25 protein-coding genes are annotated in these 24,377 nt (G+C 63.9%); 11 read left to right on the top strand and 14 right to left on the bottom strand.

Annotated elements, in window-relative coordinates; genetic code table 11:
- Positions 1–116 precede the first annotated feature (116 nt).
- Together QPW08_RS03195 and QPW08_RS03200 are read right to left on the bottom strand one after the other, a co-directional pair.
- On the bottom strand, positions 117–2,642 hold the full coding sequence (locus QPW08_RS03195; protein WP_284124301.1) for a TonB-dependent receptor: 2,526 nt from the start codon (positions 2,640–2,642) through the stop codon (positions 117–119).
- A gap of 110 nt (positions 2,643–2,752) precedes the next feature.
- Positions 2,753–3,880: a cobalamin-independent methionine synthase II family protein gene (locus QPW08_RS03200; RefSeq protein ID WP_284124302.1), complete on the bottom strand. Its 1,128-nt coding sequence runs from the start codon at positions 3,878–3,880 to the stop codon at positions 2,753–2,755.
- Between the two features lie 129 nt (positions 3,881–4,009).
- Here QPW08_RS03200 and desA point away from each other — a divergent pair, with 129 nt between their 5' ends.
- From desA to QPW08_RS03230, 6 genes are read left to right on the top strand one after another with little or no spacing between them, the layout of a single operon-like run.
- A complete protein-coding gene (gene desA / locus QPW08_RS03205; protein ID WP_284124303.1) occupies positions 4,010–5,398 on the top strand; it encodes a syringate O-demethylase in 1,389 nt (462 codons plus the stop codon).
- An 11-nt stretch (positions 5,399–5,409) separates the two neighbouring features.
- Positions 5,410–5,808 carry a nuclear transport factor 2 family protein gene (locus QPW08_RS03210; protein ID WP_284124304.1) on the top strand — a complete coding sequence of 133 codons (399 nt, stop codon included), beginning with the start codon at positions 5,410–5,412 and terminating at the stop codon, positions 5,806–5,808.
- Between the two features lie 22 nt (positions 5,809–5,830).
- Positions 5,831–6,700 (top strand): CmcJ/NvfI family oxidoreductase, encoded by an 870-nt coding sequence (locus QPW08_RS03215; RefSeq protein WP_284124305.1) that lies wholly within the window; start codon positions 5,831–5,833, stop codon positions 6,698–6,700.
- Positions 6,697–7,725 carry a methyltransferase gene (locus QPW08_RS03220; RefSeq protein WP_284124306.1) on the top strand — a complete coding sequence of 343 codons (1,029 nt, stop codon included), beginning with the start codon at positions 6,697–6,699 and terminating at the stop codon, positions 7,723–7,725. The genes QPW08_RS03215 and QPW08_RS03220 overlap by 4 nt, the downstream gene beginning before the upstream one ends.
- Positions 7,725–8,231 (top strand): DUF3237 domain-containing protein, encoded by a 507-nt coding sequence (locus tag QPW08_RS03225; protein ID WP_284124307.1) that lies wholly within the window; start codon positions 7,725–7,727, stop codon positions 8,229–8,231. Before QPW08_RS03220 ends, QPW08_RS03225 begins: the two co-directional genes overlap by 1 nt.
- Positions 8,232–8,240: 9 nt before the next feature.
- Entirely contained in the window at positions 8,241–9,077 is an 837-nt protein-coding gene (locus tag QPW08_RS03230) for a class I SAM-dependent methyltransferase (RefSeq protein ID WP_284124308.1), read from the top strand.
- On the opposite strand, the gene QPW08_RS03235 is transcribed toward QPW08_RS03230, so the two are convergent.
- The 4 genes from QPW08_RS03235 to QPW08_RS03250 all read right to left on the bottom strand — a co-directional run bounded on the left by QPW08_RS03235 (position 9,059) and on the right by QPW08_RS03250 (position 13,208).
- The gene (locus QPW08_RS03235) at positions 9,059–9,994 is read right to left on the bottom strand and encodes an NAD(P)H-binding protein (protein ID WP_284124309.1); all 936 of its coding nucleotides are present in this window, start codon (positions 9,992–9,994) and stop codon (positions 9,059–9,061) included. The two genes, QPW08_RS03230 and QPW08_RS03235, sit on opposite strands and share 19 nt — an antisense overlap.
- On the bottom strand, positions 9,991–10,872 hold the full coding sequence (locus tag QPW08_RS03240; protein WP_284124310.1) for an SDR family NAD(P)-dependent oxidoreductase: 882 nt from the start codon (positions 10,870–10,872) through the stop codon (positions 9,991–9,993). The genes QPW08_RS03235 and QPW08_RS03240 overlap by 4 nt, the downstream gene beginning before the upstream one ends.
- On the bottom strand, positions 10,869–12,347 hold the full coding sequence (locus tag QPW08_RS03245; RefSeq protein WP_284124311.1) for a carotenoid oxygenase family protein: 1,479 nt from the start codon (positions 12,345–12,347) through the stop codon (positions 10,869–10,871). The genes QPW08_RS03240 and QPW08_RS03245 overlap by 4 nt, the downstream gene beginning before the upstream one ends.
- Positions 12,348–12,413: 66 nt before the next feature.
- Entirely contained in the window at positions 12,414–13,208 is a 795-nt protein-coding gene (locus tag QPW08_RS03250) for a CmcJ/NvfI family oxidoreductase (RefSeq protein WP_284124312.1), read from the bottom strand.
- Between the two features lie 68 nt (positions 13,209–13,276).
- Here QPW08_RS03250 and QPW08_RS03255 point away from each other — a divergent pair, with 68 nt between their 5' ends.
- Positions 13,277–13,702 (top strand): MarR family winged helix-turn-helix transcriptional regulator, encoded by a 426-nt coding sequence (locus QPW08_RS03255; protein ID WP_284124313.1) that lies wholly within the window; start codon positions 13,277–13,279, stop codon positions 13,700–13,702.
- A 72-nt stretch (positions 13,703–13,774) separates the two neighbouring features.
- On the top strand, positions 13,775–14,608 hold the full coding sequence (locus QPW08_RS03260; RefSeq protein ID WP_284124314.1) for a beta-etherase: 834 nt from the start codon (positions 13,775–13,777) through the stop codon (positions 14,606–14,608).
- On the opposite strand, the gene QPW08_RS03265 is transcribed toward QPW08_RS03260, so the two are convergent.
- The 6 genes from QPW08_RS03265 to QPW08_RS03290 are packed head-to-tail and all read right to left on the bottom strand — an operon-like array spanning position 14,605 to position 20,915.
- Entirely contained in the window at positions 14,605–15,471 is an 867-nt protein-coding gene (locus tag QPW08_RS03265; protein WP_284124315.1) for an SDR family NAD(P)-dependent oxidoreductase, read from the bottom strand. The genes QPW08_RS03260 and QPW08_RS03265 overlap by 4 nt on opposite strands.
- A gap of 4 nt (positions 15,472–15,475) precedes the next feature.
- Complete coding sequence (locus tag QPW08_RS03270) at positions 15,476–15,862, bottom strand: hypothetical protein (RefSeq protein WP_284124316.1); 387 nt, start codon at positions 15,860–15,862, stop codon at positions 15,476–15,478.
- 2 nt (positions 15,863–15,864) lie between these two features.
- Positions 15,865–16,281, bottom strand: a complete 417-nt coding sequence (locus QPW08_RS03275; RefSeq protein WP_284124317.1) for a c-type cytochrome — start codon at positions 16,279–16,281, stop codon at positions 15,865–15,867.
- Positions 16,278–17,855 carry an FAD-binding oxidoreductase gene (locus QPW08_RS03280; protein WP_284124318.1) on the bottom strand — a complete coding sequence of 526 codons (1,578 nt, stop codon included), beginning with the start codon at positions 17,853–17,855 and terminating at the stop codon, positions 16,278–16,280. Before QPW08_RS03280 ends, QPW08_RS03275 begins: the two co-directional genes overlap by 4 nt.
- Positions 17,856–17,871: 16 nt before the next feature.
- Complete coding sequence (locus QPW08_RS03285) at positions 17,872–20,079, bottom strand: PQQ-dependent dehydrogenase, methanol/ethanol family (RefSeq protein WP_284124319.1); 2,208 nt, start codon at positions 20,077–20,079, stop codon at positions 17,872–17,874.
- Positions 20,064–20,915 carry a hypothetical protein gene (locus QPW08_RS03290; protein WP_284124320.1) on the bottom strand — a complete coding sequence of 284 codons (852 nt, stop codon included), beginning with the start codon at positions 20,913–20,915 and terminating at the stop codon, positions 20,064–20,066. Before QPW08_RS03290 ends, QPW08_RS03285 begins: the two co-directional genes overlap by 16 nt.
- A 76-nt stretch (positions 20,916–20,991) precedes the next feature.
- Here QPW08_RS03290 and QPW08_RS03295 point away from each other — a divergent pair, with 76 nt between their 5' ends.
- From QPW08_RS03295 to QPW08_RS03305, 3 genes are read left to right on the top strand one after another with little or no spacing between them, the layout of a single operon-like run.
- Positions 20,992–21,381 carry a nuclear transport factor 2 family protein gene (locus tag QPW08_RS03295; RefSeq protein WP_284124321.1) on the top strand — a complete coding sequence of 130 codons (390 nt, stop codon included), beginning with the start codon at positions 20,992–20,994 and terminating at the stop codon, positions 21,379–21,381.
- A 14-nt stretch (positions 21,382–21,395) separates the two neighbouring features.
- Complete coding sequence (locus tag QPW08_RS03300; protein ID WP_284124322.1) at positions 21,396–21,848, top strand: nuclear transport factor 2 family protein; 453 nt, start codon at positions 21,396–21,398, stop codon at positions 21,846–21,848.
- The gene (locus tag QPW08_RS03305) at positions 21,848–22,588 is read left to right on the top strand and encodes an SDR family oxidoreductase (protein ID WP_284124323.1); all 741 of its coding nucleotides are present in this window, start codon (positions 21,848–21,850) and stop codon (positions 22,586–22,588) included. Before QPW08_RS03300 ends, QPW08_RS03305 begins: the two co-directional genes overlap by 1 nt.
- Here the strand turns inward: QPW08_RS03305 and folD are convergent.
- Together folD and QPW08_RS03315 are read right to left on the bottom strand one after the other, a co-directional pair.
- On the bottom strand, positions 22,585–23,466 hold the full coding sequence (folD, locus tag QPW08_RS03310; RefSeq protein ID WP_284124324.1) for a bifunctional methylenetetrahydrofolate dehydrogenase/methenyltetrahydrofolate cyclohydrolase FolD: 882 nt from the start codon (positions 23,464–23,466) through the stop codon (positions 22,585–22,587). The genes QPW08_RS03305 and folD overlap by 4 nt on opposite strands.
- A gap of 59 nt (positions 23,467–23,525) precedes the next feature.
- Positions 23,526–24,362 carry an SDR family oxidoreductase gene (locus QPW08_RS03315; RefSeq protein WP_284124325.1) on the bottom strand — a complete coding sequence of 279 codons (837 nt, stop codon included), beginning with the start codon at positions 24,360–24,362 and terminating at the stop codon, positions 23,526–23,528.
- Positions 24,363–24,377: the final 15 nt, after the last annotated feature.

Here is a 24,377-nt window from a genome sequence, read left to right on the forward strand (position 1 = left end):
GTCGTGGTCCAGAATTGCGGGGGCAAGGCCATTCGTCAATCGGCCTGTTGCCCATGGCTTCAAAAAGCAGGCCGCCCCGGAACGTATTGTCCCGGGGCGGCCAATTGTCATGTCGATCAGAAGTTACGCTTGACCGTCAGTGCCCAGGTCCGCGGCTTGCCGGGCGAGCCGTAAACCGTGCCCACTGCAAAGGCGTCGTTCACCTTGGTGGTCAGGTAGTACTTGTCGAGCAGGTTCTGCACTTCGAGCGCTACGCCCCAGTTGCCGTCGGCGGAATCCCAGCCGATGCGGGCATTGGCGAGGAAGTAGCCGTCGATCCGATTGTCGGCGACCAGTGTCTGGATCGGGCCGCCACCGCCGGACAGGCTGAACGGCGGGGTCGCCGCAACATTGTTCGGCACCAGCAGCTGGTCGACATTTCCGGCCTCGGTGTAGATCTTCGACTGGTAAACACCGTCGACGCGGAACATCAGGTCACCGCCCCAGACATCGTAGACGTCGTACTGGATGCCGAAGCTGAACTGCACTTCCGGCGTGTACGGCGTGATGTCGTCGATGGCGACGCCGGTGCCGGCGTTCGGGTCGATCGTCTTGTACTGGAAGTCGAGATAGCTGAACGAAGCATCGATCGTCAGCGGATCGACCGGGTTCAGGCTAAGCTCTGCTTCGAGGCCCTTGACCTTGGCGGAACCGACGTTGGTCGGACGCAGACACGGCGAGGCCTGGCCCAGCGGCAGCAAGTCTTCGCAGAAGGTCGAGAGCAGGACGATGTCCTGGTAATCGAAGTAGAACGCCGCGACGTTGAGGCGAGCCCGACGATCGAAGAAGTCGGACTTAAAGCCGATTTCATACGATGTGATCGTTTCCGGAACATGTGGCGTTGCCTGGCTCGGGAAGAACGGCCGCGGGTTGAAACCACCGGCGCGGTAGCCGGTAGCGATCTGGCCGTAGATCAGGAACTCGTCGGAGACCCGGTAGTCCGCCGCGATGCGCCAGTCGGTCTGGCTGTTCTTGAAGGTAGCCGTCGTGCCATCGATCCCGAACAGCAGGCAGTTCGGCTGGTTGCCGATGCCCGTCGGGCCTGCGGTGAGCGGGCCGGGAATGACGCCTGCGAGCTGCAGGAAGAACACACACGGACCCTGGATCGCAGAACCATCCGGATTGGTGCGGACGTAGGCATAGTCCTTCTGGTCCCAGCTCTGGCGGATACCACCCGTCAGGCTGAACGAGTCAGTGACGTCGAACGTGGCGGTAGCGAACAGTGCCTTGCTTTCCGACGGGGTCGGGTCCGGACCGTGGATGAAGTCGAGCTCGGCATAAGCGAGGTCGATGCGGCCGGTGTAGAAACCGTCGGAGGTGAAGTAGAACCCGCCGAGCGTGAAGTTCAGGCGGCCATCGGCCAACTCGCCGCTAAGCCGGAGTTCCTGTGACCACTGCTCGTTGGTCTGGTTCTGGTTGAGCATGTTCGGTGCCAGCGGCGAACCGTCCAAGTCATAGGACCAGTCGGATTCGTACTCGCGCCAGGCGCTGATCGACTTCAGTGCCAGCGCGCTGCTGAGCTCGAGGTCGATGACCATCGACACGCCATAGTTGTCGAGGTCCGAATGCGGATCGAGCGCGAGCGGCTTGTAAGGGAACTGGGAGTCGCCCGGATAGGAATCCAGGAAGGTGGCATACGAGACGTAACGCGGATCGTACCCGGTCAGCGTATCGCAGCTGTTCTGCCCATAGGGGACGAACTGGCAGTTGAAAGGCACTGGGTTGCCATCGGTGCCGACCAGCCACGGACGGGTCGGATCTTCGTTGAGGAAGCCCGAAGCGTTGGCATAGAGCAGCGTGGCAACACCGGCTTCGTTGCGCTGGCGGGTGTAGTCGCCAGAGAGATTGATCTCGAGCGTGTCTGTCGGCTGCCAGTTGAAGGCGATCTTGGCTGCCACTTCGGCCTTGCCGCCGAGCGTGCCGAGCACTTCCTTGCCGCCTGCTGCCTGCGTCGGGACATTGCTGCCCGGGTGAGTCAGGGCGTAGTCGAGACGCTTGATATATCCGTCTTCATTACGGCTGATGCCTGAAATGCGCATGGAGAGGGTATCGGACAGGCCGATATCCATCATGCCTTTGACATCGAGCCGGTTGAAGGAACCATAGGTCAGCGACAGCGAACCGGTGTTGTCGCCGCGTGGCTTGACCGAATAGATCTTGATGGCGCCACCGATCGAGTTGCGTCCGGCCAGCGTACCTTGCGGACCGCGCAGGACCTCGACGCGTTCCACGTCGGCGAGATCGAGCAAGGCACCGGTCAGCGTCGGCAGATAGACGTCGTCGATATAGATGCCGACGCCGGGTTCGAGCGCGAAGTTCGGATCATTCTGGCCGATACCGCGGATATAGGCGATCAGGCCTGAACCATATTCCTGGTTCTGTGCCGCCAGCGTCACGTTCGGCGCTTGCGAAGCGACTTCGGCGATATTGGTCTGGCCGCGTGCTTCGAGCAGGTCGGCGTTGACTGCAGTAATCGCGAGCGGCGTATCCTGCAGGTTCTGCTCGCGGAACTGTGCCGTCACGATGATCGTATTGCCTTCTGTGCGCGAGGTATCGGCATCGCCGCCCTCGCCATCCTGGGCCAGGGCAGGTTGGCTGGCCATGGCCAGAGCCAAGGTGGCTGACCCGACCAGAAGGGATCTAGCTGTTAGTCTCATCTTTCCTCATCCTCCGAATGTGCCTCCAATTGAACGTGGAGCTCACTGGTTAAAATTTAGCCGCATCGCTTCGCTGCAATGTCGGCCCCCTCTCGTAATGCCTGCAATTTCTTCCAAGTGACCTGCGGATCGATCTTGCCGTAACCGGCGAAGGTCCCGAAGCCGCAATCCGTGCTCGCAATGACCCGGTCCGCTCCGACAATGCCGATGAAGCGTTCCAGGCGCTGGGCGATCAGTTCAGGGTGCTCGACATAGTTGGAGCAGGTGTCGATCAAACCCGGCGCGAGGATCTTGTCTTCCGGCAGGTCGGTTTCTGCCCAGACCTTCCATTCATGTTCATGGCGCGGGTTGGCGCCTTCGAACAGGATCGTGGAAGGTCGCGCGGCCAGGACGATGTCGATCACCTTCTCTAGCGCGATGTCGCAATCGTGCGGGCCTTCGTAATTGCCCCAGCAGACATGCATGCGCAGCTGCTCGGCCGGGATATTCGCGGTCGCAGCATTCAGTGCTTCCACATTGGCGGCCGCTATAGTGCGGAATTCCTCGTCGCTCGCATCCTGGTAGCCAGTGTGTCGGCTCATCGCGAGATCGGGGCAATCGAGCTGCAGCTTGAACCCGGCGGCTGCAATCGCTTCGTATTCCGGGCGCATCGCGTCGACGAGATCGGCCAGGTAGGCTTCGTGCGACTTGTAATACTGGTTGGGCTGGAATGCCGTGATGAGGCCCGGCGATGCCGCGTTCATGAAGGCATCGGTCTCATGGCCTTCCAGCGCGGCCTTGAACCGGCGAATGTCTTCATGTGCGGGCTCTAGGTTGACCAGTTCGACCTTGTCGACACAGGCGGCACGAACGAATTCCTGATCACCCATGACAGCAGCCAGCTTCTTGCGGAATTCGGGGAGCGGAGCGAGATCGAGTGCGGGCTTGCGCGGTACATCCCCGCCAAAGCCGGAAAGACGCTCGGTGATGTAAGTCGAGTAGCCGACCTTGCCCAATTCGCCATCGCTGACGATCGAAACACCGGCTGCAACCTGTTTGTCTACGGCGGCCTTGATGGCGGCCGTCACGACGGAATCGAATTCCGCTTCATCATAGGCCTCGCCGTGGTCGCGCGCGAGCAGCAACGGCACCAGATCGGCGCCGCGCGGAAGGCTGCCCACATGCGTGGTTGCGATCTCGCTCATCATCTCCCCCAAACAAGACCCGGCCACTGAATCACGGGTCTTGATTTTTGTATGTGTTACTTACAAAAGGCGTGCCACACAAGAGGCAAAGGAGCATTCAGCTCCGAATCACTGGGAGAAGGACGCAATATGTCCGAAAATCTGAGCAGCATTCTCGCCGCACAAGGCGATATCGTCGAATTCCTGCGCAACCAGCAGGTCGGACCCAATGTCTATCCCGGCGTTCCGGCGGAATTTTCCAACTGGCGCGACGAGCAGCGCGGCTGGATGGAAACTTGCGTGCTGTTCAACCAGTCTTACCACATGGCTGAGCTGATGGTGGAAGGCCGCGATGCCTTCGCTTTCCTCAACCGACTGGGCATCAACAGCTTCAAGGGTTTCACTGTCGACAAGGCCAAGCAGTTCGTGCCGGTCACGCCCGAAGGCTATGTCATCGGCGACGTGATCCTGTTCTACCTCGCCGAGAACACTTTCAACCTGGTCGGCCGCGCCCCCACGCTCAACTGGGTCCGCTACCATGCGGAAAAGACCGACGAAGACGTCACTGTCACCTATGACGAGCGCACCGCCGCGCGGCCCGATCCGGAAAACCGCCGCCACTATCGCTTCCAGGTGCAGGGGCCGAACTCGAACAAGGTGATCGAGGCCGCCACCGGCGCGCCTGCCCCCGATCTCAAGTTCTTCAACATGTGCTGGATGACCATTGGCGGCAAGCAGGTCCACGCGCTGCGCCATGGCATGGCCGGGCAGCCCGGCTACGAGCTGATGGGTCCGTGGGAAGACTACGAAGCGGTCCATTCCGCACTGGTCGAAGCCGGGAAACCGCATGGCATGAAGCTGGTCGGCGGCCGGACCTATTCCTCCAACACGCTCGAATCGGGCTGGATCCCGTCGCCGCTGCCGGCGATCTACACCGGCGACTCGATGAAGGATTTCCGCGACTGGCTGACCGCCAACGACTATGAAGCCAAGTGCTCGATCGGTGGCAGCTATGTGCCCGACAGCGTCGAAGGCTATTACCTCACCCCGTGGGACCTCGGCTATGGCTTCTTCGTCAAGTTCGACCATGATTTCATCGGCCGCGAAGCGCTGGAAAAGATGGCCGCCGGGCCGCACCGCAAGAAAGTGACCATCGCGCTCGACGATGCCTCGGTTTCGGAAGTCATCTACGGCCAGTTCGGAAAGGGCGAACTGCGGCCCAAGTACATGGAACTCCCCAGCGCGGTCTATTCCATGCACCCGTTCGACCGGGTCGAAAAGGACGGTCAACTGGTCGGCCTTTCCACCTGGATCGGCTACACCGCCAATGAAGGCAAGATGCTGACGCTGGCGATGGTCGATGAAAGCGTGGCCGAGCCCGGCACCGAGATCGAGCTGGTCTGGGGCGAGCCCGATGGCGGCACCAGCAAGCCGACGGTCGAGCCGCACAAGCAGGTCAAGATCACCGGCGTGGTCGCGGCCGTGCCCTATTCGGAAGTCGCGCGCACGCAATACGCCCCCAGCTGGCGCAACCAGTAAGGGCGACGGCGATGGACGCGATCCAACGCATGCTGGACGAGCGGGCGATCGAACGCCTGCTGGTCCAGTACGCGGCGGATAACGATTCCGGTGACTGGGACGCCGTCGCTGCGACCTATGTCGACGAAGGGCGCATGAGCCGCCCGACCGCGCCAGACGATTTCATCGAAGGACGCGAGGCGATTCTGGCGGCGTTCAAGGATCGCCCCGCGCGCGCCTCGCGCCATGTCGTCGCCAATATCCGGGTCGATGTGGCCGCCGACGGGACAGCGAGCGCAGTCAGCCAGATCCTGCTGTTCCTCGAACAGAAGGCTCCGCCGCTGGTCGGCTCCTATCATGACCGACTGGCCAGGACTTCTGCGGGCTGGCGCTTCACGGAAAGACGCGGGAGCCTCGATTTCACCGATTAGCTCGCAGTCTGGGAGAGGGACAATGAGCGCAGCCACCGACGCCATCGACGTCGAAATCCAGTACCTGAGGCCGACCAGCCTCATCAACCGGCGGTTCTGGGCGCCCGGTGCGGAATACAACACCGGCGAGTATGATCCCTATCCGGTCACCATCCGCAACGCGCGCAAGGATGGCCCGTTCAACCTTGACGAGCATGGCTTTACGCTCGCCAAGCACGAGACGGCGATCACCGATTGGGAAGCCAACTACGCCGGTGACAGCGCCTATGCCGCCGAGGTGCGCGAGCAGGTGATGAAGATGACCGGCGCGGACATGGTCGTCACCATGGGCGGCATGGTCCGCACTTCGGGCCAGACCAGCAGCGTATGGCAACCGCCAGCAGGCGAGGCCCACGTCGATTTCACCACCAAGTCGGCCCAGCGGCTGGCCGAAATGCTCTATCGCAAGGAACGACCCGATGGCGCGGGCTATGATCGCTTCATCTGCTTCTCGCTGTGGCGGGTGATTTCCGATCCGCCGCAGAACTGGCCGCTGGCGCTGTGCGATGGATCCAGCGTGCGCGACGACGAAGGCACGCACAACACCAAGGTCGACGTCGATGAAATCCCCACCGGCGAGGCACTGTTCGCGCCGATCGAAGGCGAGGAGGACATGGTCGCGGCAACCATCTTCCATCACTCGCCCGATCACCGCTGGTACTATTATCCCGACATGACGCGCGACGAAGTGATCTTCATCAAGTTCCATGACAGCGACCATTCGCGCGTCTGGCGCTGCCCGCACACGGCTTTCCACGACACCACAAGGCCCGATGCGAAGATCCGCAAGAGCATGGAGTTCCGCGGCGTGGCCTATTTCACCCGCGATGGCAGCGCCGGAGAACCGGCATGAGCGCGCTTCCGCCCACCAGCGACGATGGCGCCTTCTGGCACCTCTGGCTTTCGCCCTATTTCCTGCCCGTAGTCACGGTGGCCGATCAAGTCGGGACCTTCGCGGCAATTTCCGGCAAGGCCAAGGACACCGGCACGCTCGCCCGCGAACTCGAAGTCGATGAACGCGCGCTGGGGATCCAGCTGGGCCTTTTGGCCGCGCTGGGCATGGTCGAGCGGCGGCTCGGGAAATGGCGCGCAACCGCGATGGCGCGGACCTGGATGCATCCCGATGGCGCGGGCTACTACGGCCCGCTGCTGGGCGGCTTCAAGAACAACTACCCGCTGCACCAGCAGATGCTCTCGGCGCTCCGTTCGGGCGAGGCGCAGGGGCGCGAGGGGCACGCGAGCAATGTCGAGGAATGGGAACGCGGCGCGCTGCCGCTGGAACAGGCTCGGGGCATCGCCGCCTTCATGCATTCGCACAGCGTTGCCAATTCGCTCGCCGTGGCGCGGATGCCGCTGTGGGACGGGGTGGGCACACTTCTCGACGTTGGCGGTGGTTCGGGCGTCTTCGCGATCGAACTGGCAAGGCAATGGCCCGATCTGAAGGCAAAGATCCTCGAGATCGACACCATGTGCGAAGCAGCGCAGGCTTATATCGACAGCGCCGGGATCGGCGAGCGGGTCGATACCGTCGCGGTCGACATGTTCCGGCAGGACTGGCCCACGGGATACGACGCGCATTTCTTCTCCAATATCTTTCACGACTGGTCGGAGAAAACCAACCGCCTCTTGGCGAAGAAGAGTTTCGATGCGCTGCCTTCGGGCGGGCGGATCGTGCTGCATGAAATCCTCATGGACGATGACGGGACAGGCCCGCTGATCGCCGCTGCGTTCTCCGTCCTCATGCTGCTCGGCACCCGCGGCAAGCAGTATACGCTGCGCGAGTTCGAGGACATCCTCGAAGGGGCCGGATTCGTCGATGTCGAGGCTCAGCGCACTGGCGGCGGGTACTATTCACTGGTCACTGCAAGGAAGCCGTGATGGACTATTCGACCTATTCCACACTGGAGCAGCCGCATCTCGAATTCGCCTTCGAATGCAGGTTGATGTTCACCCGTGTTTTCCAGATCCCCGACGTTCCCAATGGCGGGATGCGTACGGCGGTGCTGGTCGATGAAGGCCGCTTCGAAGGACCTTCTTTGTCGGGCAAGGCGATCCCCAACTCGGGCGGCGACTATGCCCATTTCCGCGACAACGACACCGGTGTGTTCGATGCGCGCTACCTGCTCGAATGCGATGACGGGACCATCATCCTGATGCAGAACCGCGGTTATATATGGGGGCGCAAGCCCGATGCGATGCAGCGGCTGCGCGCCTGGGCCTTCGAAGGCGGGCCGCCGGTCGATCACGGCGATTACTACCTGCGCGCCCAGCCGACCTTCGAAACCACGCAGGGCAAGCACGACTGGCTCAACCGCCATGTTTTCATCGGCGTCGGCGAGCGCCGGCCCGATGGCAATTTCGTCCGCTACTTTGCTCTGACCTGAGGAACCGAAATGGCCGAACGCGACATGGAAGACTGGCAAGGCAAGACCGGTGACCGCTGGCTGGCCAATATCGACAGTTTCGAAGGGATGCTGTCGTTGCTGCACCGGCGGCTGGCGGAGACGATCGACCCGGCGTCGGGCGAGACCATCCTCGATGTCGGCTGCGGGGGCGGGCCGCTGTCGCTGCTGCTGGCGGAAAAAGTCGGGCCGGAAGGGCACGTCACAGGCCTCGATATCGCGCCACAATTGATTGAACTGGCCCGAAAGCGGGCTTCGGCTGCGGGCCATGCCAATCTGGCCTTTGCGACCGGCGATGCTTCTTCGGCGACTCCTGCGAGCGCACCCTATGACCGGATCGTGTCGGCCTTCGGGGTGATGTTCTTCGATGACACCGCAGCGGCCTTCGGCCATTTGCATGCCATGGCCAAGCCGGGTGCGGGATTGAACTTCTATGCCTGGGCGGCGCCTGACCTCAACCCGTGGATGGGTATCGTGATGGGCACGATGAGCCAGTTCGTCGAACTGCCCGAGCGCGACATGGACGGGCCCGGGCCATTTCGCCTGTGCGATACCGCAGCGACCACGGCCATGCTGGAGGGGGCAGGTTTCTCGGATGTCTCGGTCGAGACCATCGAGCAGTTGCAGCCGCTCGGCGGGCCGGGGGCGAGCCTCGATGATGCGGCGGATTTCGTGATGTCGGCGCTCGATGTCGGGGCGATGATGGACGAGCAGGGCGTCGACCGCGCGGCGCCGATGGCGGCGCTGAAGGAAGCGCTGGCCCCCTTCGCCGGCAAAGAGGGCGTGATGTTGCCCGGCTGCGTGCTCTATTACTCTGCGACTGCCTGAGCCGCTGCCTGCAGCATTTCGGCGTTTTCCTCGATCATCTGCCGGGTCGAACGGGCAGGCCTTCCCGTCAGCCGTTCGACGTCGTTGGTGCACACTTCGAGGAAGCCCTCGCGGATGGCCTGGCCGAAAGTGACCATGTCGTCCGAATTCCACGGGATGCCGTTGACGGACTGGTCGTCTACCGGGCGGCGCGGGATGCCCATGGCGTCGAACATCGCATATTGGGCGTCGTCATCGACGGCAACATATTCGACCGGCACGCCCGTCACCTCCGCCATGGTCGCCGCGACTTCGGCGAAGGTCTCCAGCTTCGGACCGGTGATGTTGTAGATTTTCCCTTCGTGCCCGTCTCCGGTCAACACGGCTAGGGCACAGTTGACGCAATCCTCGCGCCACACCATCGCTTCGCGCCCACTGCCGGCATTACTGATCCATTTCCCGGTCTGCATCACACCCGGCCCGGCCATGACGATCATGGCATCGGCATAGTGGGCATCGCGCAGCATGGTCCACTGCATGCCCGATGCGCGGATGAGGTTTTCAGTTTCGATATGATCGTGCCGGACCTCGGCAGGATTGGCCGGATCATCGATGCCGATGAAGCTGGTATAGGCAATGTGCCGCACGCCTGCCGCTGCCGCTGCGTCGATGGCTGCCTTGTGCTGCACCACCCGCGCGCCGACCCGCGTGCCTGAGATCAGCAACATCCTGTCCGCTCCGGCAACGGCTGCGGCCAGCGTGTCGGGCTTGTCGAAATCGCCATAGCGCACAGTGCAGCCTTGCGCCTCGCGCTCCGCCAGCTTGGCCGGTGTACGGGTGATGAGGATCAATTGCTCGGCGAGGCCAAGCGCGACGAGCTTGTCGGTGAGCAGCGACCCGTACTGGCCCGAGGCCCCGGTAATGACGATCCGGCTCATTGCTTGTCGGAGCCGCCCGGCACGCCCTTGCTGATCCGCATCTCGTATTCGGGATCGTCTTCTGGCCGCGCCAGCGCGCCCATCACCTCGGCCTGCAGGTCCTCCAGCGGAGCGCGGAATTCGGGGTAGGGCAGGATGTAGAAGCGGTTGGCTTCGACTGCTTCCATCACGTATCCGGCGAGCCGCTCTGGCTCCATGCCGTGCTCGATCACCGCTTTCAGCCGGGCCTCGTCTTCCTCGGTGCCGGTGTAGAAGCCGGTGTCCTTGAGATGCGCCGGCCGCGCGCGCAGGCTCTGGTGGATATTGGTGTTCACTGCCCCGGGGCACAGCAGCGAGACGTGGATATTGGTCCCTTCCAGGTCCCAGGCGAGGCTTTCGGTCAGCCCGCGCTGGGCCATCTTGGTGGCGGTGTAGATCCCGCACCCGGGCAGCGAGAGGAAGGCCGACATGGAGGCGGTGACGATGATGTGGTTGTCATCGCCGCGCTCCAGCATCCGCGGCAGGAACACCTGCAGCGCATGGATCGTGCCGTAGAGATTGACGTCGATCTGCCAGCGCCAGTCATCCATCGTCGCCGCCTGCAACGGGCCGAATTGCGAGACCCCGGCGGTGTTGAACAGCAGCTGGATCGGTCCGTACTCGGCCTCGACCGCATCGACCACGCCGCGGTAGGCATCGAGATCGGTCAGGTCGAGCCTGACCGCGACCACCGGCGTTCCTGCGGCTTCGAACTCGGCGCAAACCGCATCGAGCCGGTCCTGCATGATATCGGCGATGACGACCCGCGCCCCGCGCCGGAGCAGGGCCTTGGCCTGGCCCAGCCCGACGCCCGAGGCGCCGCCGGTAACGAAGGCGAGCTTGCCCGAAATCGCTGTCATCGTGCCGCCTCCAGCTGCTCGCGGCTGACCCACCAGCCATGGATCTGGACCCGCTGGCGGCGCGGGATTGTCACGCGTGCGACCGGACCTTGCCCCGGATCGCCGGCAGGAATGATCCAGCATTCATGCTCGAAATCGTCCGGCCCGGTCTGCCGGTCGACGACGGTCAGCATGTAGCCTTCGTGCCCTTCCTCGTTCGAAGGCACATGCACCGCTTCATTGAAGCATTCGTTGGGCGCGAGCACCAGCGCGCGTGGCGGGCCGCCGGCCATATCGATCCGCATCAGCACGTTGAACATGGCCCCGACAGGGCCGCCCAGCACCGGCGGACCCTGCATCTCGGGGTTCATGGTCAGCATCCAGCCGTGGGAATAAGGGCGACCCTGCCGGTCGGCGGGGATCATCGGCATGTCACCCGGCGGTCCAATCACCGTCTCTGTCACTTCGCCGCCGTTGGCCTTGGGATCGACTGTCCAGCGGGCGAGCCGCCCGTTGAGCTCCCACGGTTGCAGGTGGATGCCGGAAGCTTCGCGGATGAAGGGGAAGGCATTGCTGTCTGACAGGCAGGCATCGAAATGCAGCATGCCGTCGGCATCTTCCCAGGAGTTCATCATGTGGAACGAGTGGACGCCTACCGGTCCCTTGAACCATTTCATGTCCGCCACATCGCCATCGCGGGGCATGACCCCCAGCCAGCTCGGCCAGTCCTGTTCGTGATACCAGTGGTCGCCGCCAGCGCGCATCTCTTCGAGATAGGCGGTGGTCGGATAGACCGGGAACAGCGCGTAGTTCTCGCTGATGGTGAAATCATGCATCATCGAGCAATAGGGGGCTTCGAACATCTGCTCGCTGCGCAGCGACCCGTCGGGATTGACGACGATGTAGGAGATCATCTTCGACGCCAGCCCGTCGGCCTCGTAGCCATAGGCGTACATGGTGCCGGTTGCAGGATCGATCCGCACATGCGCGGTCATGGTTTCCGACTTGAGCGCGCCGTCGAAATCGTGGCTACCCAGCGTTTCCAGTGTTTCGGGATCGACGCGGTAAGGCCGCCCGTCCTCCTTCGCCATCAGCAGCATGCCCGCGTGCCAGACCGGAGTGGTGTTGGCGACTGTCCGGTCCATGCCCTGCACTTGGGGCTTGTCAGTGAAGGGGTTGCGATACTTGCCAAACAGCGCGTGACCGGCCTTCACTTCCGCGACATGGCGGGCGGTATCGACATATTTGTTCTGGATCGAGGCCTTGCCGTTCTCGAACCTAATGGCCGAAACCAGCCCGTCGCCCGAAAGGCTGGCGGCGCTGTCAGGAATGAAAGGCGGGAAAGCCGGATCGGGCACGGCGCGGAAGAATGTCCCGTCGACTTCAGGCGGAATCGTGCCTTCGACCTCAAGGTCGTCGATGCGGTATTCCTGCCCTTGCGGCGCGTTCAGCCCGACATAATCGGGGATGCTCGGAAACCCGGCTACCTCGCCCATTGCTCTCTCCCATACTAACTATTGTTAGCATCATGCGCCCGTGGGGCGCGGGGTGCAAGCGCGGAATCAGGCGTACCAGAAGGCCAGCGCGCGCATCTCCAGGCTGGCGCGTGGCGGGGCATCGGGCGGGGCCAGCGGATTGTCATAGGCGACATGCGGGGCCGGGTTGTGGTGCTGCGAATCGCTGCTCTTGAAGATCAGCGCTTCGTCGCGGGTCATCATCGGGAAAGCGGTCCAGCGATGCGCCGGGTTGTGGGCCAGTAGCCAGCTTTCGAAACCCCACTCGGGCGCACCGCCGGGCGGATCGAAGATGGCATCGGCCACCAGCAAGTCGTCCTCCACCAGCGAGCGGTGATCGCACAGTGCGAGGCCGACGTCCTGCGGGGCCCCGCTGAAGGCTCGCCAGACGTTGTAGTGGGCGTAGCGCGCGACGGTGCGATCCTTGGGTGCGGCTTCCTCGGCGAAGCGTCTGGTCGTGTCGGCGGTGCTGTCGACGTGGACGAAGCGCGCCGGATGCGAATTGTCCGACGTGCCCGCCAAACCGGATTTCTCGCTGAAGCGCAGGATGCCGGGCGCGGTCACGCGGACTTCATCGGCCCCGGTCTCGCGCAGCAGCAGCTCGACGATCTCATCGGGGTGGACCGTGGCGACCTGATCGCGGTCGCGGAAGTCGCTGACCCGGCTCACATGCGGCACCAGCTTGAAGCCTTCGCGGTCGAGCGAGCAATCCTGCGTGCGGCCATCGGCAATCGGCATGTCATGCGGATCGAGCACGACCGTGTCGCGGCTATGATTGTTGGCGTAATACCGCTGCTTGAAATCGGTCCGCGCGGCATAGGCGATGCTGGCTGTCACGCTCATCGAACTCTCCCTTGCTAGAGAATGTTATGCTGCCTAACATTGCGGCGCAAGCGAACTTGCGAGGGTGCATGACGTCACAACCGATCAGACTGGATACGCTGCCGGGCTATGCCTTGCGCCGTGCCGCCAACGCGATGATGGCGGAACTGGGCGAGCGGCTGGCACCCATGGGTCTGCGGATTTCCGATGTGACGGCGATGATCCTCATTTCCACCGGCAGCGACGTGACCGCGAGCGACCTCGCCCGGATGCTGGATATCAAGCGCACCAATATGGTGCCGCTGCTCAAGCGGCTGGAGGATGCGGATCTGGTCCATCGCCGCGCGCTCGACGGCAAGTCGCAGGCAATCGATCTGACGGAAGCAGGTTCAAAGGTACTCGAACAGGCCCAGGCCGAGATCGAAACCTTCGAAGCCGGGCTGTTGCAGCGTGTGCCGGAAGAGCACCGGGAGCATTTGCTGCCGGCCTTGCAGGCGCTCTACCACGCCGCTTGACCGCAGCGCCCGCCTGCAGCAAATTGTAAGCAACACAAACAATTTTCGAATCGCGTCGGGAGAGGACTTGCGATGGCTCAGAACAACACGATCACCTTCTATGACCTGCAACATGCCAGCGGCTGCACCACCAGCCCGTTCGTGTGGGCGACCAAATATGCGCTCAAGCACAAGGGTTTTGATCTCGACGTGGTCGATGGCGGGTTCACCGGGATCATGGACCGCACCGGCGGGCGCAGCGAGCGCTTGCCCGCTATCGTCGACGACGGCGAATGGGTGCTCGATAGCTGGCTGATCGCGGAATATCTCGACGAGAAATATCCCGACCGGCCGACGCTGATTCCCGATCCCAGCGTAAAGCCGCTGATCGAATTCCTCGAAGGCTGGCTGTGGCAGACCGCCGTGGGGCCGTGGGCGCGCGCTTTTGCCGTGCAATATCGCGACCGCTGCAAGCCGGAAGACATCGACTACATCGTCGACAGCCGCATGCGGATGTGGGGCGCGCCGATGGAGGATCTGGCCAAGGGCCGCGAGGACGTGTTCCCCGAGGTCTTGCCCAAGCTGGAGCTGCTGCGCACGGTGCTGCGCGGACGCAAGTGGCTCGGCGGCGACGAGCCCAACTATGCCGATTACCGTGCACTGTGCGTCTTCCTGTGGTGCGCCAGCGTCGCCGATGTCCCGCCGATGACCGAAGACGAGCCGCTGCGCGACTGGATCGACCGCGGCTTCGACCTCTACGGCGGGCTGGGCCGGATCGACGGCATGAGCCCGCTGTTCGGGCACAAGGTGCGCGAAGGCGATCCGGAACCCTTCGTGCGCAATCCGCCCGATTTCGGGCTGACCAAGCGTAACACCGGCCCGGCCTCGACCTCGGCCGAGACCAAGCGGATCACCGGGCAGGACTAGTCGCGATAGCGGCCGAAATCGGGCAGCGGCTCGATCCGGTCAGGAGTGGCGTCGAGTACCGCCTTGGCGCGGGCGCGCTGCGCATCCTTGAACACGCCGTGGGTGACGAGATAGGTCTCGTTGGCAAGGATGCCGTCGCATACCAGCTTGCCGACTTCCTCCGGCTGCATCCAGTCGTCGCCGACGATCCGGCGTGACAGGCGCTCTTCGCTGGCGTCGTAGCCGCTGCCTTCGCGGAACTGCTCGGGGCGGTTGTCCTTGCACTCGTGGATGCGGCTGGCGACCGGGCCGGGCAGCAGGATCGAAACACCGATATTGTGTTCCGCCAGCTCGCCGCGCACGGCCTCGCAATAGTGGCACACCGCCGCCTTGCTCGCGGCATAAATCGCCATGTGTGCGGGCATGACCACCTCCGCCGCTAGCGAGGCGGTTGAGACGATATGTCCGCCGCGCCCATGCGCGCGCATCTGCGGCATGAACTCGACGAAGCCGTTGATCACGCCGCCGAAATTGACCGCCATGCCGAAGTCGTAATCGGCATAGGTCGCATCGAGGATCGGTCCTTCCAAGCCCACCCCGGCGTTGTTGACGAGGATATCGATGCCGCCGAACTCGTCCTGCATCCGCTGTGCCGCGTCGCGATAGGCCGCGCGGTTGGAGACATCGAGCACAAGCGCGCTGACTGCATTGCTCTGCGCCCCGCCGGCGAAGGAGGCGAGGGCATCCGCGATATGATCGGGCCGCAGGTCGGCAATGACGACTTTCGCGCCGCGCTCCACCAGCACTTTGGCAATGCCGAGGCCAATGCCTGAAGCACCACCGGTGACGAAGGCTACCTTTCCTTCGAAGCTCGAAATGCCCATCGGATCAGCTCCTTCTCTTCAGGCTCCAGCGGAACAGGTGCGCCTTGCCGGAAAGCGGCGCAGGGATCGGGTTGTCGCGGTGGAAACGCCAACCGCGGGCCTCCAGCTCGCCGCGGACGCTGACCCAGTCGCTCCAGCCGGTAAGGCCTTCCACCTCGCTCGCTTCTGGCAGTGCTCCTCGCAGCATCGGCCAGCCCTGCTCGTCGGCGCAGGCGATGTCGACGAGGCGCATTTCCTTGCGACGTTCGGCGGCGAAGCTCGCGCTTTCGGGGATGCGGCTGTCGAAGATCAGCACGGTATCGCCGGATGGGTGCGATGCCCTTGCCGCAACTGGAACGCCAATGGCCGCGCTCGCCGCGGCACTGCCCTTGATGACGGTCCTCCGGTCCATCGTCATAACTTGTCCTTCGCCAGGAAGGCGGCGATCGCATCAAGCTCGGCATCGGTCGCTTCGACGCGGCTCAGCGGCGGCATGGCAACCTTGCCATTGCGGACCACTGCCTTGACATAGTCGACCGTCAGGTCCGTGCGGTTGGTGAGCAAGCCCATCTCCGGCGAGTTGCCGGCTTTCATCTGTTGGACGGTCAGCAGGTTGGTGCCCATCCCGCCCGCCAGGTGACAAGTGCCGCAGCGGTTGGAATAGAGCGTCTCGCCCTCGTTGCTTGCGGCAAGGCGGTTTCCTTCAGGCAGTTCGGCCCGCAGCTGGTAGGGCGGCGGAGGGGGAGGCCCCCCTTCGGGCGCACCTGACGGGGCCTCTCCTCCGCAGGCCGCCAGTGCCAGCGGCAGGGCGATCAGGGCAAGCTTCTTCATGCCTGTCCCTCCTTCTTCATGTCGCGGAAGGCGGCCGGCCACACGCCCTGCTTGCCCGGGCCGATGATGCCGTTGGGATCGATGGCGTCCTTGACCGCTTCATTGAGCCGCCGCTGGATTCCATTGTTGAAATCGTAGGTCGCGTTCACCTCGTCCATCCAGCCCAGATGCGTGCGATATTCGCCATATCCGGCCTTGGCGGTCTCCGCGATCAGGGTCGAGAACAGCTTGCGCATATTGGCGACCTGGGCGGCATTGTCGCGGTCATACATCAGCATGTTGATGTTGGTGGCGAAGCGTCCGCCGATAGTGAAGCTGGCGTAGAAGTCGACGTCATGATCGGCGATGATCTTGCGGCTGCGAGCGAGCTGGTCGAGCACGTTCTTGCCGGTTGCCGGGACGACGGGCGAAAAACCCATGTGCCCGCTGCGCCCGCCGACCCAGTCGCCCATCTGCAAGGCAATGGCAGAGGGGACGCCCACGGTCGGGTCATACTGGTTGCGCTCTTCGCCCTGACGCCACCAGTCCTCGCGGGCGGGCGCATCGAGATGCTGCTTGAAGGCCTTCTTGATCACTTCGGCGCGGGCCTTGTTGACACCTTCATCACCATAGAGCCGGACCTGCACCTGCCAGTATCCCAGTCTGTGCTCCTTGAGCAGTTCCTGCACCCGCCATTCGGGGATGGCGCTGTCCTTGTCCCAGAAATCCTTGCGCTGGCCCTTGAGCACGATCTTGCCGAGCCAGCTGGGGATGAACACGTTCTGGTCGATCACGCCCGCGAGCTTGAGCGGGGTGACTGTGTCGATGACCCAGCCGATGTCCTGCTCTTCCGGGATATCCCAGGTCAGCTGCAGCGAAGTCTCCGGTTCGGGCTGGAGCCACAGCCCGGCGCTGGTGACGACACCCATGTTCGACTGAGTGAACATATGCGTCCAGTCGGGGCCATAGCTGAGCGGGAAAAGATGCGCACTCTTATTGCCGGCCATCGCCCCCATGCCGGTGTGCATCAGCTCGCCGGAGGGTAGCACGACCTCGAGACCGCACAGGTTCTTCGCGTGCTGGCCATAGGGGGTGTAGCCCATGCCATGGTCGAGCGCATTGCCCAGCACCGAGCCCCAGCCATTGCCCGGCACGCTCATCCACAACGACGCTTCGGCGCGGGTCAAGTGGTCAAACATGTCCATGAAGCTGACGCCCGGCTCGATCACGGCATAGGCGAGCTCGGTATCGAGTTCGCGCACCGCCATCATCCGCGACAGGTCGAGCACCACCGAACCCGGCATGCGCGGGGCAGCGGTGCCATAGCCGAGGTTCTTGCCGCGCGAGACCGGCCACAACGGGGTCTTGTGCCGGTTGGCGAGGCGGACGACCTCCTGCACTTCCTCGGTCGAGGCCGGGGCGACAGCGGCGGAGGCCGGCCACTGGCTGGAGGAACCCGGCGCGTAGATATCCGAGTAGGCATCGCGGTCCTGGTCGGTCGCCAGCACCCAGCCGCGCCCGATCGCGCTTTCGAAATCCTTCAGCGCGGCATCGAACGCGCTCGGGCTGATGCGCGGTGGCAGGGTCAGCTCCATGGTGTCTTCCTCTCCATCAATATCCCGACAGGATCGTGAGGCCGGGGGCGTCGAGCGGGATCCCGCGCGCCTGCTTGGCCTGTTCCTCTGCCCTGAGTTTTCCCTGTTCGTCGATCAGCCAGGCGTGGATCGCGGCGGTCTCTTCTTCGCTCAGCAAGTCGTCCCAGCGCGGCATGCCATTGCCCACCAGCAACCCACCGCGCACGATCTGGTCGAACGCCCTGTGGCTGCCAGGCGCCATCCGGCGCAGGTCCGGCGTCATCGAGCGCGGCTGGTTCGAATGACACAGCGCGCAGCCGATCGAGTAGAACAGCTGCTGGCCCCTGGCGATTGTCTCCGGCGTGACCCCTGCGGCTTGCGCGGGCGCTTCGGGCGCGACAGCCAGTGCAGGGCGCTCGGCGGGCAGCTCCATTTTCGCGGTCCCGCCCAGCTTGAACACCAGCAGCCGTCCTTCGTTGCTGCGGTTGTAGGCGGCGGCATAGCGCGGGACGTAGGGATATCCGCCCCCGCCCCATGCCGCCATGACCGCGACATATTGCACGCCATCGACCTCATAGGTCATCGGTGCGGCGAGGATCGAGGTGCCGGTGTCGATCTCTTTCAGCAGCGTGCCGTCCGCCATGTCGTAGACGCGCAGCTTGCCGGCGAGGTTGCCTTGGAACAGCAGGCCGGAGGCAGTGGTCAGTACCCCGCCGCGATCCTGCCAGCCTTCCATCGGGACGGTCCATTTGGCCTTGCCGGTGAGCGGGTCGATCGCACGCAGCTCGCTGGAGAAGGGCAGGCGCTGGACTTCCTTGAACGCGGGCAGTGCGCGCACCGCCTCCTGCATCGGTGGTGGGAAAGTCGCCAGCGCGGCTTCGATATCTGGGCCAAAGATCAGCGCGGCATCATTGTTGATCGCCTTCTTGCGCAGCGGTTTCGCGCCCGGGGTCATGAACATCAAATTGCCCATGTCCTGCACCGGGGCAAAGTATAGCCCGCTGGCCGGATCGTAGCTCGCCGGATGCCAGTTGCGTGCGCCCGGGGTGGCGGGGAAGATGATCTTCGGCCCGGTCGAATAGTCTGCGGCTTCGGGATTGGGGATCGGCTTGCCGGTCTTGGGGTCGATGCCCTTGGTCCAGTTCTGCCGCGCGATCGGCTTGGCGCTCAGCAGTGTCCCGTCACGCCGGTCGATGATGTAGAGGAAGCCGTTCTTGGGCGCGTGGAGCAGCACCGGCCGCTCTGCCTCGCCGCCAATCTCCATCCGGGTCAGGATCATCGGCGCGGTGGCGGTGTAATCCCAGTCGTCGCCCGGCGTCTCCTGGTAGTGCCATTTGACCCGCCCGGTCTCGGCATCGAGCGCGACGAGCGAGGAGAGGTAGAGCTGGTCGCCGCCCGACGGGCTGCGCTTGGCGGTGTGGTAGGGTCCGCCATTGCCGGTGCCGACGATGACATAGCCGGTCAACGGGTCGTAGTGGATCGCGTCCCAGGCCGTGCCGCCGCCGCCGACGTCCCAGCGGCTCTCGGGGTCCCAGGTCTTGACCGCTTGATCGAGATCGGGGTGGTCTTGTGGCCCCAGCGCCGGGTCGCGCGGCACGGTGTGAAAACGCCACACCAGCTCGCCGCTGTCGAGATCATAGGCGCTGACATAGCCGCGCACATCGTATTCCGCGCCGCCATTGCCGATGAAAACGACATTGCCCGCAACTTCGGGCGCGCCGGTCGAATGCACGCCGCGTGCGGGGTCATCGACGGTGTCGGCCTGCCACACGACCGTGCCTGTCTTCGCGTCGAGCGCGTAGAGCTGCGCGTCGAGCGCGGCGACATAGACCTTACCATTCGCCACCGCGACGCCGCGATTGGCCATGTCGCAGCACGTCGTGCGGTTGACCTGCATGTCGACCTCGGGCTCGAACCGCCACAGCTCCTTGCCGGTCACAGCGTCGAAGGCATAGGCGCGGCCCGCAACTCCGCTGGTGTACATCACCCCGTCGACGACCACAGGTGTCGCTTCCAGCACGCGCTGTGTGCCGAGGCGGGCTTCCCATGCCAGGCCAAGCTCGCCGACATTCTCCTTTGTGATGCCCGCCAGGGTCGAATGATGCGTCTTGCCCGCGTCACCGCCGGGATTGGTCCAGTTGGCGGCGGCCACCTCCTGCTGCGGAGGTGCAGGGTCGGTTCCGCCAGAACAGGCGGCCAGCAGCAACAGGGCGAGGGGAACCAGCCGCTTCACTGTCCGTCCCACGGGCTTTTCATGTGGTAGGGCACGGTGATGAAATTGGCTTCGATCTGGCAGATCATGCCGTGATCGATCTTGAAGATCTCCGCGAGATAGAATGAGTGCGGGCGGCGGATGAAGCTGTCGACCCATTCGCCATTGGTCAGCTGGTAACGGTCGAGCCTGCCGCAATGATCGATGAAACCATGCGCCAGCACGATCCCGCGCTGTTCGTCGACCAGCGGGAAGCGCCGCCCGCGCAGCCGGTCATCATAGCGATACCACCCCAGCGCGAACTGCTCCTCGCAGCCCATGCGGGTGGTGGGCATGAAGTCGGAGGTCGAATTGGTCGACTGGAACCCGTTCTCGACCCGATTGCAGTCGGGGTGAAACCTGGTGTGGATCCCGCCGTCGTTAAGCTCGAGCGTCTCGAAATAGCCATCGGCAAGGCGCACCATTTCCTCGCGCGATACCGGGGCTTCGGCGTCGGATTCGAGGATCGGCTTGGTCCAGAACTTCGGATCGGGCAGCACCAACCCGCTGTCCGAATTGCGCACGATCACCATTTCGCTCTCGGAAACGCATCCGTCATCCTCGACCCTAAGCCGCAGGCTGAAGGCCGATTCCTCGCCCGGTTCGATGATAGTGCCGAAATAGCCGACCCCGCCGGTCTGCTCGTCGGCGAACCGCAACTGGTAGTCACCGATCCGCTCGATCGTCTGCCACACGCCGTCGCCGGGCTCGAGCATGACGTTGTTCTCGGAATGGCGCGCGCCTGCCGCCCAGCGCACTGCGCCAGCGTCTTGCCGGCCCAGCGCTGCCAGATAGCCATCCAGTGCCGCGTAAAGTGCGCCCCGATCCAAGCAGGCTCTCCCTTCCCAACTCCCGAGTCGCAGGATACACATACTAACAATCGTTACAATCAAAAGGGGAGAGGCCATGGCGCATAGCGAACAGGAAAGGGCCAATCTGGCGCATGTGCTGGACATGTATCGCGATGTGCTGATGGCGCTCGATAGCGCGGCGGTCGACCGTTATATTTCCCCGGAATACATCCAGCATTCCTCGCTCGCGCCGCCGGGGGTGCAGGCGCTCAAGGACTGGCTCGATGCCCGGGCCGAGGATTCGCCGGACGCGGTGCAGACGATCCACCGCAGCTTTGCCGATGGCGACCATGTCATCTGCCATGTCCATGTCGTGCGCTGGCCGGGCGATCCCGGCTTCGCGGTGGTCGATATCTTCCGGCTGGATGACGGCATGATTGTCGAGCACTGGGATGTGCTGCAGGAAGTGCCGACCGATCCGGTCAACCCGAATTCGCTGTTCTAGGAGAGGAGACTGCCATGCGTATGTTTTTCATTCCGCTCGCCATGCTGGCGCTGACCGGTGCGAGTGAGCCGGTCGAAGTTGCTGCCGAATGCGGGCTGACGCCCAAGGAAGTCGCGACGACCTTCATGGAGCGGTTCTATCTCGACAAGGACGTGCGCGGGGCGTTCGAGACCTGGGTCGCCCCGGACTATATCCAGCATAACCCGATGGCGGCGACCGGGCGTGATGCAGCGATCGCTTTCCTCGAACCCTATTTCAAGCAGAACCCCGATATCCGCTACACCATCAAGCGCGTGATCGCGGAAGGCGACCTGGTGGTGTTCCATACGCTGTGGCAGCAAAACGCCGATGATCGCGGCGCGGCGGTGGTCGACATCCTGCGGGTCGAAGGCTGCAAGGTCATGGAGCACTGGGACGTGATCCAGCCGGTTCCCGAACAGTCCGCCAACAGCAACGGGATGCTGTAGTGCGGTTTGACGGGAAATGCGTCGCCATCCTCGGCGGCAATGCCGGGATCGGGCTGGCGGCGGCGCGGATGTTCCATGCCGAAGGGGCCAAGCTGGCGCTGACCGGGCGCAACACGGCAACGCTTTCTGCCGCTTCCGAGGAAGTCGAAGCGCTGGGCATCCGTGCCGACATGGGGGTGCCGGCCGAAACCGATGCGGCGATGGTGGAGATCGAGGAAGCGCTGGGCGGGATCGACATTTTGTTCGTCAACGCCGGGGTCGGCGGCTTCGCCCCGGTCGATCAGGTGACCGAGGAGTTCTGGGACAGCGTCCACGCCGTCAATCTGCGCGGGGCGTTTTTCGCGGTGCAGAAGGCGCTGCCGCTGATGCGTGACGGGGGCAATATCGTCATCACCGGCTCGATCGGTTCGGTCTCGGCGGTGCCGGGTAATGTCGTCTACGCCTCGGCCAAGGCGGGGCTGCGGGCGGCAGCGCGGATCCTCGGCAAGGAACTGCTGCCGCGCCGGATCAGGGTCAACATGGTCAGCCCCGGCCCGACCGATACCGAAATCTTCAAGCGCGATGCGAGCGCCGAAGAGATCGCCGGGATGCGCGAAATGCTTGCGGGCGTTGTGCCGATCGGGCGGATGGGGACGCCGGAGGAGGTCGCCCGCGCCGTTCTGTTCCTCGCCAGCGAGGAAGCGAGCTTCATCAACGGGGTGGACCTCTACGTCGACGGCGGCTGCGTGGAGCTGCTCTAGACCGGGTCTTCGATCCCTTCGGAGCGGATCCCTGCGGCTCGCTCGGCCGATTGCAGCGTGTTTTCCAGCAGCATGGTCACCGTCATCGGCCCGACCCCGCCCGGTACGGGCGTGATCGCCGCGACCTTCTCCTTCAGCCCTTCGAAGTCGACATCGCCGCGGATGCTGCCGTCTGGCATGCGGTTGATCCCGACATCAATGACGATTGCCCCGCGCTTGACCATCTGCGGGATGATGAGGCCGGGGACGCCGGCCGCGACCACCAGGATATCGGCGAGGATGGTGAACTGGGCGAGGTCGCGGGTGTGGATGTGGCAGATCGAGACGGTCGCCCCGCGGCTCATCAGCATCAGCGCCATCGGCTTGCCGACGATGTTGCTGGCGCCGACCACCACCACGTTCTGGCCCTGGATTTCGATCCCTTCGGCTTCGAGCAGCTTGACCACGCCATAGGGCGTGCAGGGCGAGAAGATCGTGCTCCCGGTCACCAGCCCGCCGACATTGTAGAGATGGAAGCCGTCGACATCCTTCTCCACCGCGATCGTTTCCAGCACTCGCGCCATGTCGATATGATCGGGCAGCGGGAGCTGGACGAGGATGCCGTGGATTTCCGGATCGGCGTTGAGCGAGACGATCCGCCCGAGCAGTTCGTCCTGCGTCACCTCTGCGGGGAAGCGGATGGTCCTGGAATGGAACCCGACCGCTTCGCAGGCGCGGATCTTGTTGCCGACATAGACCGCCGAGGCGGGGTCCTCCCCAACCAGGATCACGGCGAGGCCGGGGGTGATGCCCCGCTCGGCCAGCGCTGCCAGCCGCGGCGCCATCTCGTCGCGCAAAATGCGGGCCAGCTTGCGCCCGTCGATCAGCCGTGCAGACATTCCTCATCCCTCAAATATTGTAAGTGTTGCATACAATATTTGAGGCGCGCGGCAAGCTGTCAGAGGATGAAATGATCCCCTGCGCCGCGCACGGTGACATCGCTGATCGAGACGCCCCAGGGCTGGTCGATCACATGGATCACGGCATCGGCAATATGCTCGGGCGCGAGGCTGGCATAGTCGATGTTGTCCGGGTCGAGCCGCTCGGCGGGGAAGGTACCTTCAGCCAGCTGGCCGAGCATTTCCATGAAATCGGGCATGTTCTGGCCAAGGATGCCGACGCCCGCCGCCTGGTTCACGACGGTGGCGGAAAGGCCGGTGGTGGGGACCCCTGTCGGGCGGATCGTGGTCACCTTGATCTTGCCGCGCGATTCGACCCGCAGCGATTCCGACAGGAAGCCCACCGCCGCCTTGGTCGCGCTATAGATGCCCGCCCCCGCGACCGGGAAATTGCCATAGATGCTGGCGATATTGATCACCTGCCCGCGGTCCTGCGCGATCATCTGGTCATGCACCGCGACGATCCCGTGCATGATCCCCTTGAGGTTGATGTCGATGCAGCGGTTCCAGGCGTCGAGCGCCGCCTCGTGGTCGGCCCAGAAGGCGAGCGGCATGATGCCGGCGTTGTTGAGCATGACGTCCACGCCGCCGTAGGCATCGACGCTGGCGGCGACTGCTGCCCGCACATCCCCGACCTCCCGGACATCGCAGGCCACCGCCTGCGCTTCGCCGCCGGCTTCGCGCACGGCCCCGGCGGTCGCTTCGGCAGCGGCGAGGTCGATATCGGCGCAGGTCAACTTCGCTCCGCGCGCCCCAGCCTTTTCGCACACGAGACGGCCGAAGCCGCCTCCGGCACCGGTCACGACGATGGATTTCCCCGCAATATGGTCGGTCATGCTGGTGTGCTCCCT

Origin of the sequence: Parerythrobacter aestuarii, assembly GCF_030140925.1 — a bacterium.
Lineage (GTDB): Bacteria > Pseudomonadota > Alphaproteobacteria > Sphingomonadales > Sphingomonadaceae > Parerythrobacter > Parerythrobacter aestuarii.